This window comes from Amycolatopsis palatopharyngis (assembly GCF_003385185.1).
GTDB lineage: Bacteria > Actinomycetota > Actinomycetes > Mycobacteriales > Pseudonocardiaceae > Amycolatopsis > Amycolatopsis palatopharyngis.
In genome coordinates, this window is sequence record NZ_PQHZ01000062.1 from 17,838 (window position 1) to 32,533 (window position 14,696).

A 14,696-nucleotide genomic window follows, 5' to 3' on the forward strand; every position below is an offset into this window, starting at 1 on the left:
GAGGATCAGAGCGGGCTCACAAGGTGTTCAGATCGATCGCCTCGGCCATCGCCCGCATGCCCGCATCGTTCGGATGGAGCCCGTCGCCCCCGTCGTAGGCCGGATTGAGCCGGTCACCGTCCTCGGGGTCGGCCATGATCCGGTCGAGGTCCAACACCTCGTCGTACTCGCCGCTACCCCGGATCCATTCGTTCACCGCGTCCCGGACCGCCTCGGCCTCCGAATCGTGGTAGAAAGCCCCCTTCATCGGCAGCAGAGTGGCACCGACCGTTTTGATCCCAGCGTCCCGCGCGGCCTCGATCAACTCCCGATGTCCGTCGATCAGGTCCTGTGCGGTGACCTCCGGGCTGGGCGGAACACAGTCGCCGAACCCTGGCCCGCCCATGCCGATGTCATTGATCCCCTCGAGCACGATCACGGTGCGCACTCCTGGCTGCTCGGCTACGTCCCGCTCGAACCGGTCGAGCGCATTCGCACCGAAGCAGGGTGAATCCCTGAGGACCCGGTTTCCGCTGATCCCCGCGTTGAGCACGCCGAGTGGTTTGCGCGCGGCGACCAGGCGTTCGGCCAGTTCGTCCGGGTAGCGATTGTGCGCATCGACCGTCGAGGCGACGCCGTCGGTGATGGAGTCGCCGAGGGTCACGACGGTGTCCCTCGCCCCGAACACCCGGTCCGCCACGTCCACCCCGGCGAGGTAGTACCAGGACTTGGTGGACTCCGTGAACGCCGAGGCTGCCCGGTCGAAGCGGTGGTCACCTGCGGCGCGGTAGGTGGTGGCGACCGCCTGCTCGTGGAAGGTCGACGGCCCCGTGGGCTCCGCGAAGTACAACGTCACCGACAGCGTCTCCAGCGGTGCGATCGGCAGCGGCACCGGATCGCTGGCGAGCTGCTCACCCGCCGGAATCGTCGCCGAGGGCGAGTGATCGAATGTCAGCGACCGGACGCTTCCCGGTCGCAGAGACCCACCCGTACTGGCCTTCCCGACGCTGGCCCCCGTGAGCCGAAGCGGAACCGTCCCGTACTCGTTGGAGAGCCGGACCCGCAGCCGGAGTCCGCCGGTGCTGACCCGGACCACCTGCCGCACCGACTGATCGGTGAAGCCTTCCCTCGACCAGTTCGGGCCGGAGAAACCGTCCGGCCCCGGTTCCTGCATCGAGGTACCCCAGGTGCCCACCCAGTGATTCTTCGCGGCAGCGGCCGGGGGTGCCGCGAGAGTGAGGGCCGTGACAACGGCGACGAGCGCGACGAACAGGCGCCGCGACAAGGACGAACGTCTTGCACGTTTGGTCATGCACAGGACGCTAGCGGCAGGCGGGGACAATTCCCGGCCGTTACCGCCCGGGGACGTCCAGCAGCTCCGGCGCCTGCTCACGGACCGCGTCGGTGATCTCGGCGAAACTCGGGTTCACCATCGCCCGCTCGCCGACGATCACGGTCGGCACGGTCTCGTTGCCGTCCGCCACCTCACGAACCCGGTCGACCGCACCCGGCTCCTCCCAGATGTTGATCTCCCGCACCGGCAACCCGCTTGCCCGCAGCGGCCTGATCAACGCGGCACAGAAGCCACAACCCGGACGCCAGTAGAACTCGATCTCCCGAACGCTCACAGCTCTCTCTCCGATCGCAGGTACTGCAACTGCGCAAGGACACTGGCCTCCGCAGGGGCCCAGAGTGCCCGGTCGACGTCGGCATAAACGAGTTCCACGATCTGCCTCGCGGAGGCCTCGTTTCCCAGCTCGCGCAATGCCTCTCGCACCTGGTCCAGCCGCTGTTCGCGGTGCTCTACGTACTCACGCACCGTGCCCGCGAGGTCGACCAGTTCCGGCCCGTGGCCCGGCAGGCCCAGTGTCCCCTCGGGCAACTCCAGGAGTGCGCGCAGCGAGCGCAGGTAGTCACCAAGATCGGTGAGCACGGTGGTCCCCCGGCCGAGCACGGTGTCCCCGGTGAGCACGTGGGTGCGACCATCGTGTTCCAGCCGCAGGGACACCGAGTCCGCGGTGTGTCCAGGAGTGTGCAGCACGTGCAGGTCGAGACCTGCCGCCTGAACGACTTCACCGGGCTCCAGGGGACCTGCTCCACGACACAACGCCGGGTCGAGCGCACGCACCGGGGCGCCGACCCGCTCGGCGAAGGAGGGAGCGCCCTCCGCGTGATCGGGATGGTGGTGGGTGAGCAACACCAACTCCACGTCCCCAGCGGCAGCGAGCCGGTCGAGGTGCTCGGGGTCCTCGTGTCCTGGATCGACGACGACGCTGCTCGCGGCACCAGGAGCGCGCAACACCCAGCTGTTCGTGCCCTCCAGGGTCATCGTCGAGGCGTTCTCCTCGAGCAGCACCGAGGCGACCGGGGAGACGACACGCAGCTGCGCGTAGGCGGGATGACCACTCACATTTCCTCCAGCACGACTCGAACCCGATCTCCCTCACGCACCAGCGACGGCATGATCTTGCACACCTGCCGCTCGGCCGCCAGTGCGTCGGCGGCGGAGGTGAAGCCGGCGAGCTCGGTGAGGGTGATCCAGGTGGGCGGCATCAACGTGCTGCGGCCGGCTTCGGCATCGGCGAGCGCGTCCTGCGGACGCTGCCAGCCGGAACTCTCGGCTTCGGTCGTCGCGCCGTCAGCGGTCTGCCCCTCCGGCAGTGTCGCGACGAAGAACCGGGCGTCGTAGCGACGCGGCTCGCCGGCCGGGGTGACCCAGTTGGCCCAGGGCCGCAACAGGTCGGCTCGCAGCGTCAGCCCTTCCCCGGCTAGGAACGCGGCCAGGGACAGCTCCCGGGAAACCAGTGCCTTCCGGGCGTCGGCGTACTGGTGCGTGCTGGCCAGCACGCCGGATTCGGTTCCGGCCAGCAGTACCCCGGACTCCTCGAAGGTCTCGCGCACCGCGGCGCACACCAGCGCCCGCGCCAACGGCTCCTGGCACTCGAACCACTCCGCCCACTGGGCGGGTGGGGGACCGGTCCAGCTCACCGAGGCATCGGTGTCGCGCCGGTCGACGCCACCGCCGGGAAAGACCGTCATTCCCGCCGCGAAGGCCATGGCCGTCACCCTGCGCTGCAGGAACACCTCGGGTCCATGCGCGGTATCGCGCAGCAGCATGACAGTGGCGGCGTCCTTCGGGATCACCTGCTCTGCGGGCGGCGTACTGGCGTCACCCACCAGTGACGCGTCGAAACTTAGGTCGTGCCGTAGTTCAGCCACGACCGCAAGATACGCCGGACAGCCCGCTCCGGCGGGAGACCCTCATCACCAACCGCACTTTCCCGGGAAAGTGCGCGGGGTCGAGGGCCCCGACCTGGGCCAAGCTGGTCGCGATCTTCAGCCGGTGAAGCCGTCGGCCCTGCCCCGGTCCGCCTCGCCGATGCCCCGGCTCGCGCCGTTGACCCTGCCTCCGCTGGACTCGGCCTTCTCCCGCTCGGCCAGCTCGGCGTGCAGTTCCCGGAGCAGCTGCCGGTCCCGCTCGCTCAGCTGCGGGTCGTCCAGGTCGAGGTCGGGGATCTCGACGATCTCACCTGGACGGATCTTGGCGGAGGCGATCGCCTTTCCGGTTTCCGGATCCTCGGCCAGCGCCATCCGCAACTGCGCCACCTCCGCGGAAGTCATGTCCGTCGTGGCGGCCACACTCGGCTGGTCCTCCTGGCGAGCGGGCGGGATCGATGCGGTCGCCGGGTTCACCACCTCGGCCTGCTTAGGCTCCGCGCTCGGCACGGGCTGCTGCGACTGGGCAGGCTGCTCCCGAATCGCATGCTGCGGCTCGGACCTGGCAACGGGTGACGCGTGCCGGTTCGTCTTCGACCGCTCCTGCGACTCCTCCACCTTGGTTCCGGCGCTACCGCTGGTCCCGCCGGAACCGGAATCCGCCGCCCAAACCACGTTGGCCACCGCGAGCGCACTGTCGTGATAGGCCGTGCGCTCCGCCCACGGCCCACTGACCTCGACCACCGAATGCAGACCGGCCCGCCGCAGGGCGGCGTACACGCGGTAGGCGACGGCAGGTGGGTGTGCCTCCGGGCCGATCTCCACCAGAACCACCCGCTGCGGCAACGGACCGGGCACGCTGCCCGCGGGGGTGTTCCGCCAGACGGCGTGCACCGAGCGCAGATCCGGCAGCACGTGCAAGGTGCGGTCGAGCGCCTCGGCCATGCCGAGCTCCGGCTGGTTCTCACCGGTGAAGCGGTGCGCGGCAGCAAGGTCGGCATCGCTGACGGACAACTGGTCGGCCAGTGTCGCGTCCGACCGGCTCATCTCCAGCACCAGAGCGAGTTCGCGCTGCTCGATGCCGCGAACCGGGATCCGTCCGGCGATGAGGGTGCCCGCCGTCAGCTCGGCGGCTTCGTCCATATGCGAGCGAGCGACCAGTTCCCGCGCCTCCGACAGGGCGCTGTCATCCATTCTGCCGGCGAGCGCGAGCAACAGGTTGTGCAACCGCAACGGCACAGCGAGCCCGTCAGCGGCACTGCCGGCAGCGGCGTCGTAGTTCTCCGCCATGGCCTACTCCCTCCAGCTCGCCGGAGGGCGAGCGTTACGCCGAGACGAGACGGTGCCCGGTGTCCACGGCTCCCACGCACACCAACCGGGAATTCGCCAGCGCGGCCCGGTGGTACTCCGGCAACTCGAACCGTGGCGGCAGTACCTCCACGCTCGGCTCCTCGTCGCCAAGCACCCGCAGCACGCGCTGCAGTTCCCCGGTCAGCCGAGTGGTTCCGGACAACGCGGTGACCAGCAGTACGCGTTTGGCCTCTGGCCCGTCCGTGACGCCCCCGTGCCGCCAGCTCTCCCGAACCTCACCCACATCCGGCCGCCCTCGCAACGTTGCGTGGACAAGCACGGACACCGAGTCGACAGAGTTCACCCAATCGGGTGCACTCGAATGGAATGTGTACCGCGTATCCGTGACATCGTCCACCCCAAGGGCGGAACTCACCTGATGCCAGTCGGCACCATGAGGGATCAGACCGGCGACTAGCAGCCGGTACTCCGTTTGCTCCAGATCAATCCTGTGCTTTAGCAAAGCTTTCGGCAGGGTGCGGGCGAGCGTGCCCATCGCTCCCTCGCCGAGCCAGTCGCGGAAGCGCCAGAGCGTCTGGTCCGGCAACCGGCCCGCGAGCCGCAGGAGCAGTTCGTGACAGGAGTCCTCGATGTCCGGATCCATCAAGCGGTCCTTCCCATCCGAGGCACACACCCGACCGCACGCATTACGCCACCTCCACCACGAGGTCGAGCTCGACCGGGGCGCCGAGCGGGAGCTCGGCTACACCAACGGCGGCACGGACGTGCACCCCGGCATCACCGAAGACCTCACCGAGCAGCTCGGAGGCGCCGTTGATCACCGCGGGCTGGCCGGTGAAGCCCTCGGCCGAAGCCACATACCCGGTCACCTTCACCACGCGCACGACCGAGTCGATGCCGGCGACCGAGTCCACGGCGGCGAGCGCGTTCAGGACACAGGTGCGCGCGTGTCCCTTCGCCGCCTCCGGGCTGACCTCCGCACCGACCTTGCCGGTTTCGGGCAACGATCCATCGACGAACGGCAACTGTCCGGAAGTCAGCACCTGCGAGCCACTGCGGACCGCGGGAACGTAGGCGGCCAACGGGGCGGCCACACCGGGCAGTTCGATCCCTAGCTCGCCGAGCCTTTCAGTCCAGCTCATGGTCAACCTTTCGGGCGCTTGAGGTAGGCGACGTGCTGCTCCCCGGTCGGGTTCGGCAACACCGTAACCAGTTCCCAGCCATCCTCGCCCCACTGATCGAGGATCTGCTTGGTCGCGTGAATCAACAGCGGAACCGTGGCGTACTCCCACTTGGTGGCACTCATGGCCGCGAGCGTAGCCGGTACGGCCACAGCCGATGACCGGTGCGCGGGTCTGTCACCATAAGTGACGTCCGATCACGGATAGTCCACCCTGTCGGGCTCTGGTCCCGCATGCCCTGTTGCCGGAATCTCGTAAGGGGACCGTCCGACTAGGGGGAGCACATGCGACGTTCGAGACCTGCGCTGATCAGCGTCGTGCTGGCACTCCTGCTCAGCACGACGACACCGGCCGCGACCGCCGCAACCGGCTCCACAGGCGGCTTCAACGACTGGAACTGCCGTCCCGATCCCGCCCATCCGACGCCCGTCGTGCTGGTGCACGGCACCGGCGACAACATGGAGACCACCTGGCGCGCGCTCGGCCCCAGACTGGTGGACCAGGGTTACTGCGCCTTCGCGCTGACCTACGGCGTGATCCCGGACGCGCCCGTCGTCGAGGACGTGGTCGGCGGGCTGATGCCGATCGACTACAGCGCCCGCGAGCTGGGCGAGTTCATCGATCAGGTGCTAAACGCCACCGGGTCGCCAAAGGTCGACATCGTCGGCTACTCGCAGGGCACGATGGTGCCGACCTACTTCGCCAAGGTCCTCGGCGGTGGTCCGCTGATCGACAAGTACGTCAGCCTGGCTCCCGGGTGGGACGGCACCAACCTGGCCGGACTGGGCAGCCTGCACGCCCTGCTGCAGAGCGTCGGCCTCGGCGGACTGCTCGGCCTGCTGACCGACTGCAGGGCCTGCCTCGAGCTGCTCGCAGGCTCGGAGACCCTGCGCATGCTCAACGAAGGTGGCATCTTCCTTCCGGAGATCACCTACACCAACATCATCACGAAGTACGACGAGATCGTCGTGCCTTACACGAGCGGCATCGGCCACGGGCCGAACGTCACGAACATCATTCTCCAGGACACCTGCCCCGCCGACCGCGTGAATCACGTCGGCCTCGTCGTCGATCCCAACGCGCTTGGGCACGTGCTGGGCGCCCTCGATCCGGCGAACGCGGCGCCGGTGCCCTGCGTCCCGATGCGACCGGTCAAACCCGCCTTGTAGCTCTGGCCCGAGTACTCCTGCTGTGGTTCACTTCACGCCTACTCACGAGTAGGGAAGGAAATCACATGAGGACAACGAGGTCCCTGCTGGCTGCCACCCTCGGCGCCGTCCTGACTCTGCTGATCATTCCCGGCACCGCTGCCGCGAGCGAAACGTATCCGGTGCCGTGGACCCTCGGCGCCGCTGTCCCCGCCCAGCTCGCCGATCCGGGTGGCGCGCCGCCAGGGTCCAACGACTGGTCCTGCACACCCACCCCTGAGCACCCGAATCCGGTAGTCCTCACCCACGGCCTCGGCGCGAACCAGACCGTCAACTGGCAGACGTTCGCCCCGCTGCTGGCCAACAAGGGCTACTGCGTCTTCTCGCTCACCTACGGCACGAAGGACGGCGTCGGGAACCCGGACTACTACCAGCCCGGCGGTCTTCTGCCCATGGAGGAGAGCGCGGTCGAACTGTCGGCGTTCGTGGACCGGGTACTCGCGGCAACCGGATCCTCCGAAGTGGACATTCTCGGGCACTCCGAGGGAACGTTGATGCCCAGCTACTACGTGCGATTCCTCGGCGGCGAGTCCAAGGTGGACAAGTACGTGAGCCTGACCCCGCTGTGGGAGGGCACGACACTGCTCGGTCTGTCCACGCTCTACCAGCACGGCAGCGCGATCGGCCTCGACCCTGTCGTGGACGGCGCCCTGAACCCGGTTTGCGAGTCGTGCAAACAGTTCCTGCAGGGTTCGGACTACCTGAAGGAACTGCACAGCGTCGGCATCTTCGCGCCCGAGGTCACCTACACCAACATCGTCACCAAGTACGACGAACTCGTCGTGCCCTACACCAGCGGTATCGCCAACGGCCCGAACGTGACGAACGTGGTGCTGCAGGAAGAGTGCGGGCTGGACTTCGCCGAACACGCTGCCGTCGCGGCCGACCCGGTGGCGGCGGGACACGTGCTGAACGCACTGGACCCGTCGAACCCCGAACCCGTGCCCTGCGTGCTGGTCACCCCGCTGGGCGCGGCGTACTAACGTGCCGTAACGGACCTCCCGTGGCGACTCGATCGCCGATCCGGATTGGGCCAGACTCTGGGTATGGAGACGTGGCGGATCATCGCGACGGCGGCGCTGGCACTGGCCGGCGTGCCCGGGGTGCTGATGGTGATGGCGAAGGTTCGCGACGTCACCGGCTCCTCGGGCTCCGTCGCGGTGTCCGGTGCGGTGTCCGCGACCGCGCTGGCGCTGCTCTGCCTGCTCACCCTCACGGTGCTGCCGACGGTGCTGGCCTGGACGGCCGTCGGCCTGGTCGGCGTAGCGGTGACGGTGCTCGTGCTGGCGAGCTGAACACCCGATCGGCACCGTGACTTAGGCTGCCAAGGTGACCACTGCGCATGCTGGCTGGCCCGACGAGCTCACCCGCACCCGGCTCCATTTCGTCACCGGCAAGGGAGGAACGGGCAAGACCACCCTCGCCGCCTCTCTTGGCCTCGCGCTGGCCCGTGAAGGCAAACGCGTGCTGCTGATCGAGGTCGAGGGCCGGCAGGGGTTCGCCCAGCTGTTCGACACCGAACCGCTGCCCTATGCCGAGCAGCGCATCGCGGCCGCCCCGGGCGGCGGCGAGCTGCGCGCCCTGCACATCGACGTCGAAGCGGCGTTGCTCGAGTACTTCGAGATGTTCTACAACCTCGGATTCGCGGGGCGAACGCTGCGCCGGATGGGCGCGATCGAGTTCGCCACCACGCTCGCGCCCGGCCTGCGTGACGTTCTGCTCACCGGAAAGATCAAGGAGTGCGTCCGCCGCACCGACTCCGACGGCAGGTATGTCTACGACGCGGTGGTTGTCGACGCGCCGCCGACCGGACGGGTGGTGAAGTTCCTGGACGTCACCAAGGCGCTCACCGACCTCGCCAAGACCGGACCCATCCGGGGGCAGGCGGAGGGCGTGGTCCGGCTGCTGCACTCCGGCGAGACAGCCGTGCACCTGGTGACCCTGCTCGAGGAGATGCCGGTGCGCGAGACCCTCGAGGCCGTCGCCGACCTCGACGGGGCCGACCTGCGCCCCGGCGCGGTACTGGTCAACCGCGTGCGCCCGCCCCGGCTGCCCGCCCGCTCGGTCACGGCCGCCGCCGACGGCAGGGTGGACGCCTCCAGGGTCAGGGCCGGGCTCAAAGCCGCCGGCCTGGAGCTGTCGAACGACGACCTGGAAGGGCTGGTCGAGGAAACCGTCGAGCACGCGATCCGGGTAGCGGCCGAACAGCGCTCCCGTGAACAGCTCGACGAGGCCGACCTGCCGACACTGGAGCTGCCCGATCTCAACCAAGGAGTCGACGTCGCCGCGCTCTACGAGCTGGCCGACGTACTGACCGAGCAGGGGGTACGGACGTGAGCGACCGGCAGGACAGCACCGTGCTGGACACCGACCTCCTGCTCGACGACCCGGCGACCCGGGTGATCGTCTGTTGCGGATCCGGCGGAGTCGGCAAGACGACCACCGCCGCCGCACTCGCCCTGCGTGCGGCGGAACGCGGCAGGCAGACGGTCGTGCTGACGATCGACCCGGCCCGCCGCCTCGCGCAGGCTCTCGGCCTGCGCGAACTGGGCAACTACCCGAAACAGGTGCAGGTAGAGGGGTTCGAGCCCAAGGGCGAACTGTGGGCGATGATGCTCGACATGCGTCGCACCTTCGACGACATGGTGCGATCGCACGCCGGTCCGGAGCGGGCCGAGCAGCTGCTCGCAAACCCCTTCTACCAAACCATTTCCACCTCGTTCTCCGGAACGCAGGAGTACATGGCGATGGAGAAGCTCGGCCAGCTCGCCGCGACCGGCGACTGGGACCTGATCATCGTGGACACGCCGCCGAGCCGGTCGGCCCTGGACTTCCTGGACGCTCCGACCAGATTGTCGACCGCACTCGACGGCCGGATGATCCGCCTGCTCACCGCCCCGGCCAAGGCAGGCGGCTGGGGCCTGCGCAAGGTCGTCAGCGCCGGATTCTCGATGTTCGCCAAGGCGGTCTCCACGATCCTCGGCGGGCAGTTGCTCGCCGACGCCTCGGCCTTCATGCAAGCCTTCGACACGATGTTCGGTGGCTTCCGTGAACGGGCCCGCAAGACAGCCGAGCTACTGCGCTCGGCGGGCACGTCGTTCCTTGTGGTGGCCGCACCGGAGCCGGACGCACTGCGCGAGGCGAGCTACTTCGTCGAGCGGCTCTCCGACGAATCGATGCCACTGAGCGGGCTCGTCGCCAACCGAACGCACCCCCTGCTCGCACAGCTCTCCGCGACCGAGGCGCTGGGCGCGGCCGACGCACTCGAACGGGGAGCGCAGAACGCCCCGCTGGCCACCGCCGTTCTGCGCCTGCATGCCGATCGGGTCGCGCTCGCGGAGCGGGAGACACGGTTGCTCGCCAGATTCACCAAGGCACACCCCGAAGTTCCGGTGGTGCGAGTGCCCGCACTACCGAGTGACGTGCACGACCTCTGCGGGTTGCGCGACATCGGCGAGCGGCTGTCCGGCGCGTGACGGGGCGGCGGCGAGAAGCCTGCCGCACCCGTCACGCCGACGCCGTCAACGGCGGAACGCCGTCAGGACACCCGGGCCGCGGGCTCCTCCTCCGGCGCGAACTTGCGCTTCGCCGACTCCAGCAGATCGGCCCAGTTGCCGACCTCCGGCCGCCTGCGCAGCAGGGCACGCCGTTCGCGCTCGGTCATGCCGCCCCAGACACCGAAGTCGATCCGGTTGTCCAGCGCCTCGGCAAGACACTCCGTTCGCACCGGGCAACCCATGCAGACAAGTTTCGCCCTGTTCTGCTCGGCCCCACGAACGAAGAGTCCGTCCGGATCGGTGTCCCGGCAGGACGCGCTGATCCGCCAGTCCGACTGGTTGGTCTCCATACCCCCAGCTCCCTAACCTGTAGTGGCCCACAGGCAGGAGTCGAGATCGCCACGTCTCGGCCCCCACGAGCAGGTCTCTTGTGCTCACCCTCTCACCGCCGCCTCCCCAGGCGCCGGTGCCTTCGAATAGCTCAGGACGGCCGAAACCGCACTGATCCATCCGTTGGCCATTTACGTGAGACGTTGACGGACTGTAATGGGCTGCGGTTCCCCTCGCCAAGAGTCCCGTTGCATTTGTTACGGCTTGATCCGTCACAACCGCACCCGAACGGAGTAACGCGACGCTACCGCCTGACACCGGTGCGGCGGCGCGGTCACACACACGCAACAGGAGACCGCGTACCCTTGCCAGCGTGCGCAAGAGCGATGGTCTGCTGAAACTTGTCGGCCTCTGCCTGCTCGCGGGGGTGCTGGTCGCGGGGGTCCTGTTCCCCGTCGTCGGCGCCGCTGGGGTGATCTCCAACCAGGCAAGCCAGACGGTGGACGAGATGTCCTCCGAGCTGGCCGACGTGCCGCCCCCGCTGGTCACCAGAGTGACCGACCGGGACGGCAACCAGATCGCCTCGCTGTACAAGCAGTACCGCATCCCGACGACGAGCGACCAGATCTCCGACGCGATGAAGTGGGCGCTGGTCTCCATCGAGGACAAGCGCTTTTACGAGCACCACGGTGTCGACTGGAAGGGCACGCTGCGCGCGGCGATCAGCAACCAGACCGGCGGCGACACCCAGGGCGCCTCGACCATCACCCAGCAGTATGTGAAGAACTACCTGATCAACGTCGTCTACCGGGGCGACGAGGTCGGCCAGGAGAAGGCCCAGGAGCAGTCGATCGCCCGTAAGCTGAAAGAAGCGCGGATCGCGATCCAGCTCGAGACCAAAATGGCCAAGGAGCAGGTGCTCACCGGTTACCTCAACGTCGTCGAGTTCTCCCGCCAGATCTTCGGTGTCGGGGCCGCCGCGCACGCCTACTTCGACACCACCGCGAAGGAACTCACCGTCGCGCAGGGCGCGCTGCTGGCCGGCATGGTGAACAACCCGGGCCAGCTCGACCCCTGGAACCACCCGGAGGCCGCGAAGGAACGGCGCAACCGGGTGATCGACAAGATGGTCGAGAACCGCAAACTGGCGCCCGAGGACGGCGAGCGGATCAAGGGCGAACCGCTGGGCGTGGTGCCCGAAGGGCCCAACAAGCCCGCATCCACCTGCATCGGCGCGGGGCCGGAGAACGGCTTCTTCTGCCAGTACGTGCTCGACTACCTGAAGGAGAAGGGCCTCACCGAGGACCAGATCTTCACCGGCGGCTGGACCATCAGGACCAGCATGGACCAGGAGGCCAACCACGAGGCCAAGATGTCGGCGCAGACCCAGGTCAAGAAGGACCAGGAGAATGTGGCGAACACACTGTCGCTGGTGAAGCCCGGCAAGGACTCGCGGGAGGTCATCGCGCTGGTCGCCAACCGGGACTACGGCACGGACCCGGAGCAGGGCCAGACCGTGTACGGCCTGCCTTCGGGGATCTACAACATGACCGGTGCCGGGTCGAGTTTCAAGATGTTCACCGCGGCGGCCGCCATGAAGCAGGGCGTCGCGGGCATTTACGACGAGGTCCCTTCACCGAGCCGGCACGTGTCGAATGTCTTCGTCGGTGGTGCCGACACCTGTCCGCTCGTCGCACGTGGCACGCACGCCTACTGCCTCGGTAACAACGAAGGCTCGGACTTCCCGCCGGAGATCACCCTGCAGACGGCGCTGCAGCGCTCCCCCAACACCTCGTTCGTCATTCTCGAGGAGCGGGCCGGGATGGGCCCGGTGGTGGACATGGCGAGCAAGCTCGGGCTGCGGAACACGATGGCGAGCAACCTCGCCGGCGGCAAGCCGGATCCCAAGAGCGACAACGGCGCGCTGCGGGTGTCGCAGAAGCAGTTCTTCGGCCCCAAGGAGAACTCGCCAGGGCAGGGCTCGTTCACCCTGGGCGTCAGCCCGGTGTCCGGCCTCGAACTGGCCAACGTGGGCGCGACGATCATGAGCGGTGGGGTCTGGTGCCCGCCGAACCCGATCCTCGAGATCACCGATCGAGGCGGCGAGCCGATTCCGATCAAGACCGAGCCCTGTGAACAGGTCGTGGAAGAGGGCCTCGCCAACACGATGGCCGTCGGCATGAGCAAGGACCACGAACCTGGCGGCACCGCGCACCGAGCGGCCACCGAAGTGGACTGGGACCGGCCGATGATCGGCAAGACCGGAACCACCCAGAACAACGGTTCGGCGGCCTTCGTCGGCGCGACTCCGCAGATCGCGGGCGCGGCGATGGTGTTCCGGCCGGACTTTCCCAACGGTGGCCTGCAGGACCGCGGTGTCGGCAACGTGGTCGCCGTGCCACCGGACGACGGGACCATGTTCGGCGGCAGGACGCCTGCACGTACCTGGTTCGGCGCGATGGACAAGATCCTCGAAGGTGAGCCGAAACCGCCACTGCCGAAGGCCGACCCGAAGTACGAGCGGATGGACTGAGCGGTATCGGCCGCTCAGTCCCGACCCGACCAACGTCTGGTTGTTCGCGTGGCACAACCCCGTCATCCGGCCGAGCACGTAAACTGGAACATGTGAGCACGCTGAGTAACATCCGCACGTCACGGAGGACGTTGAAACGCCTCTGCGTGGGAGCGCTCGCCTTGGGTATGGCGACGTTCGGCTACGCCACCGCGATCGAGCGGCGGCACTGGACCCTGCGCACCGTGGAACTTCCGGTACTCGCCGAGGGAGCACGTCCGCTCAAGGTCCTGCACATCTCCGACCTGCACATGCTGCCGGGACACCACTCCAAGCAGCGCTGGGTCGCAGCACTCGACCTGCTCGAACCCGACCTCGTCGTGAACACCGGTGACAATCTCGCGCATCGGCAGGCCGTACCTGCCGTCATCCGGGCGCTCGGCCCGCTGCTGGACCGTCCCGGCGTGTTCGTCTTCGGCAGCAACGACTACTACGGGCCGAAGCCGAAGAACCCGGCGAGGTACCTGATGCCGAAGGGACGCAAGAAGCGCGTCCACGGCCTGCGCCTGCCCTGGCGGGACCTGCGCGCGGCGTTGATCGAGCACGGCTGGCAGGACCTGACCCATGTACGTCGCACGGTCGACGTGGCAGGGCAGCAGGTGTTCGCCGCCGGTCTGGACGATCCGCACCTGCACCGGGACCGCTACAGCGACATATCCGGCGAGGCGGACCGGCGCGCCGCGCTGCGGCTCGGCGTCGTGCACTCGCCCGAGCCGCGGATCCTGGACCCGTTCGCGGCCGACGGCTACGACCTCGTGCTCGCCGGCCACACCCACGGCGGCCAACTCCGGCTGCCCGGCTTCGGCGCGCTGGTGACGAACTGCGAACTGGACCGCTCCAGGGCCCGAGGGGCCTCGCGCTGGGGAGCACACATGTGGCTGCACGTATCGGCCGGACTGGGGACCTCCCCGTACGCCCCGGCCAGGTTCGCCTGCCCTCCCGAGGCCACACTGCTGACGCTGGTCCCGAGGCCGAACGGCGGCCGCTCCACCCGGAAGCAAACCCCGTTCGAGGCGCCCAGCGACGTCCGCTAGACTCTCTCTCGGCCCGATTAAGCAGTACAGCAAGACATCGGGGTGTGGCGCAGCTTGGTAGCGTGCCTCGTTCGGGTCGAGGAGGTCGTGGGTTCAAATCCCGCCACCCCGACGGAAAGATTGGGAGATCCCTGTCCACGGAGTTCGTGGACGGGGATCTTTCTTTTGTGACGTCGCGGGGGGCCGAGCCCCCCGGACCCCCACGGTGCGGGCTCGCTCTGCGAGCGTCGGCGCCGGGAGCTCGCTCTGCGAGCGTCGGGGGTGGGAGCTCGCTCTGCGAGCGTCGAGGGCGGAGCTCGCTCTGCGAGCGTCGGGGCGTGGCTCGCTCCGCGAGCGGCGGGGCGGGCCACGCCCCGACCCGTCTCTTG

At 68.3% G+C, this 14,696-nt stretch carries 16 protein-coding genes and 1 tRNA gene; 8 read left to right on the forward strand and 9 right to left on the reverse strand.

Annotated elements, in window-relative coordinates; translation table 11 throughout:
* Positions 1-16: 16 nt before the first annotated feature.
* The 8 genes from D0C15_RS29735 to sp36 all read right to left on the reverse strand — a co-directional run bounded on the left by D0C15_RS29735 (position 17) and on the right by sp36 (position 5,812).
* Positions 17-1,291 (reverse strand): SGNH/GDSL hydrolase family protein, encoded by a 1,275-nt coding sequence (locus D0C15_RS29735; RefSeq protein WP_116051443.1) that lies wholly within the window; start codon positions 1,289-1,291, stop codon positions 17-19.
* Between the two features lie 40 nt (positions 1,292-1,331).
* Positions 1,332-1,607, reverse strand: coding sequence for a glutaredoxin domain-containing protein (locus tag D0C15_RS29740; protein ID WP_116051444.1), 276 nt, complete (start codon positions 1,605-1,607; stop codon positions 1,332-1,334).
* The gene (locus tag D0C15_RS29745) at positions 1,604-2,389 is read right to left on the reverse strand and encodes an MBL fold metallo-hydrolase (RefSeq protein ID WP_245976392.1); all 786 of its coding nucleotides are present in this window, start codon (positions 2,387-2,389) and stop codon (positions 1,604-1,606) included. The genes D0C15_RS29740 and D0C15_RS29745 overlap by 4 nt, the downstream gene beginning before the upstream one ends.
* On the reverse strand, positions 2,386-3,096 hold the full coding sequence (locus D0C15_RS29750; protein ID WP_116051457.1) for an NUDIX hydrolase: 711 nt from the start codon (positions 3,094-3,096) through the stop codon (positions 2,386-2,388). The genes D0C15_RS29745 and D0C15_RS29750 overlap by 4 nt, the downstream gene beginning before the upstream one ends.
* Before the next feature lie 219 nt (positions 3,097-3,315).
* Positions 3,316-4,485, reverse strand: a complete 1,170-nt coding sequence (locus tag D0C15_RS29755) for a hypothetical protein (protein WP_116051445.1) — start codon at positions 4,483-4,485, stop codon at positions 3,316-3,318.
* Between the two features lie 34 nt (positions 4,486-4,519).
* A complete protein-coding gene (locus D0C15_RS29760; protein WP_116051446.1) occupies positions 4,520-5,149 on the reverse strand; it encodes a hypothetical protein in 630 nt (209 codons plus the stop codon).
* A 43-nt stretch (positions 5,150-5,192) separates the two neighbouring features.
* On the reverse strand, positions 5,193-5,648 hold the full coding sequence (locus D0C15_RS29765) for a RidA family protein (RefSeq protein WP_116051447.1): 456 nt from the start codon (positions 5,646-5,648) through the stop codon (positions 5,193-5,195).
* Positions 5,649-5,650: 2 nt separating this feature from the next.
* Positions 5,651-5,812, reverse strand: a complete 162-nt coding sequence (gene sp36 / locus D0C15_RS29770; protein ID WP_086679227.1) for a Sp36 family protein — start codon at positions 5,810-5,812, stop codon at positions 5,651-5,653.
* A 159-nt stretch (positions 5,813-5,971) separates the two neighbouring features.
* Here sp36 and D0C15_RS29775 point away from each other — a divergent pair, with 159 nt between their 5' ends.
* The 5 genes from D0C15_RS29775 to bagB all read left to right on the forward strand — a co-directional run bounded on the left by D0C15_RS29775 (position 5,972) and on the right by bagB (position 10,371).
* Positions 5,972-6,856 (forward strand): esterase/lipase family protein, encoded by an 885-nt coding sequence (locus D0C15_RS29775; RefSeq protein ID WP_116051448.1) that lies wholly within the window; start codon positions 5,972-5,974, stop codon positions 6,854-6,856.
* A gap of 65 nt (positions 6,857-6,921) precedes the next feature.
* Entirely contained in the window at positions 6,922-7,878 is a 957-nt protein-coding gene (locus D0C15_RS29780) for an esterase/lipase family protein (protein WP_116051449.1), read from the forward strand.
* 63 nt (positions 7,879-7,941) lie between these two features.
* Positions 7,942-8,190: a hypothetical protein gene (locus D0C15_RS29785; RefSeq protein WP_116051450.1), complete on the forward strand. Its 249-nt coding sequence runs from the start codon at positions 7,942-7,944 to the stop codon at positions 8,188-8,190.
* 34 nt (positions 8,191-8,224) lie between these two features.
* Entirely contained in the window at positions 8,225-9,232 is a 1,008-nt protein-coding gene (gene bagA / locus D0C15_RS29790; protein WP_116051451.1) for an ATPase BagA, read from the forward strand.
* Positions 9,229-10,371: an ATPase BagB gene (gene bagB / locus D0C15_RS29795; protein WP_245976394.1), complete on the forward strand. Its 1,143-nt coding sequence runs from the start codon at positions 9,229-9,231 to the stop codon at positions 10,369-10,371. Before bagA ends, bagB begins: the two co-directional genes overlap by 4 nt.
* Before the next feature lie 62 nt (positions 10,372-10,433).
* Here bagB and D0C15_RS29800 read toward each other — a convergent pair whose 3' ends face one another.
* Positions 10,434-10,742 (reverse strand): WhiB family transcriptional regulator, encoded by a 309-nt coding sequence (locus D0C15_RS29800; RefSeq protein WP_116051452.1) that lies wholly within the window; start codon positions 10,740-10,742, stop codon positions 10,434-10,436.
* A gap of 353 nt (positions 10,743-11,095) precedes the next feature.
* Here D0C15_RS29800 and D0C15_RS29805 point away from each other — a divergent pair, with 353 nt between their 5' ends.
* The 3 genes from D0C15_RS29805 (at position 11,096) to D0C15_RS29815 (ending at position 14,440) form a co-directional block, all read left to right on the forward strand.
* A complete protein-coding gene (locus tag D0C15_RS29805) occupies positions 11,096-13,255 on the forward strand; it encodes a transglycosylase domain-containing protein (protein WP_116051453.1) in 2,160 nt (719 codons plus the stop codon).
* Between the two features lie 131 nt (positions 13,256-13,386).
* Entirely contained in the window at positions 13,387-14,328 is a 942-nt protein-coding gene (locus D0C15_RS29810; RefSeq protein ID WP_116051459.1) for a metallophosphoesterase, read from the forward strand.
* A gap of 38 nt (positions 14,329-14,366) precedes the next feature.
* Positions 14,367-14,440: transfer RNA gene (locus D0C15_RS29815), tRNA-Pro, on the forward strand.
* Positions 14,441-14,696: the final 256 nt, after the last annotated feature.

Excerpts from the sequence above, each read along its gene's own strand:
- D0C15_RS29735 (WP_116051443.1), bottom strand. The coding sequence starts at position 1,291 with ATGACCAAACGTGCAAGACGTTCGTCCTTGTCGCGGCGCCTGTTCGTC.
- D0C15_RS29750 (WP_116051457.1), bottom strand. The coding sequence starts at position 3,096 with ATGCTGCTGCGCGATACCGCGCATGGACCCGAGGTGTTCCTGCAGCGC.
- D0C15_RS29755 (WP_116051445.1), bottom strand. The coding sequence starts at position 4,485 with ATGGCGGAGAACTACGACGCCGCTGCCGGCAGTGCCGCTGACGGGCTC.
- D0C15_RS29760 (WP_116051446.1), bottom strand. The coding sequence starts at position 5,149 with ATGGATCCGGACATCGAGGACTCCTGTCACGAACTGCTCCTGCGGCTC.
- D0C15_RS29765 (WP_116051447.1), bottom strand. The coding sequence starts at position 5,648 with ATGAGCTGGACTGAAAGGCTCGGCGAGCTAGGGATCGAACTGCCCGGT.
- sp36 (WP_086679227.1), bottom strand. The coding sequence starts at position 5,812 with ATGAGTGCCACCAAGTGGGAGTACGCCACGGTTCCGCTGTTGATTCAC.
- D0C15_RS29775 (WP_116051448.1), top strand. The coding sequence starts at position 5,972 with ATGCGACGTTCGAGACCTGCGCTGATCAGCGTCGTGCTGGCACTCCTG.
- D0C15_RS29780 (WP_116051449.1), top strand. The coding sequence starts at position 6,922 with ATGAGGACAACGAGGTCCCTGCTGGCTGCCACCCTCGGCGCCGTCCTG.
- D0C15_RS29785 (WP_116051450.1), top strand. The coding sequence starts at position 7,942 with ATGGAGACGTGGCGGATCATCGCGACGGCGGCGCTGGCACTGGCCGGC.
- D0C15_RS29800 (WP_116051452.1), bottom strand. The coding sequence starts at position 10,742 with ATGGAGACCAACCAGTCGGACTGGCGGATCAGCGCGTCCTGCCGGGAC.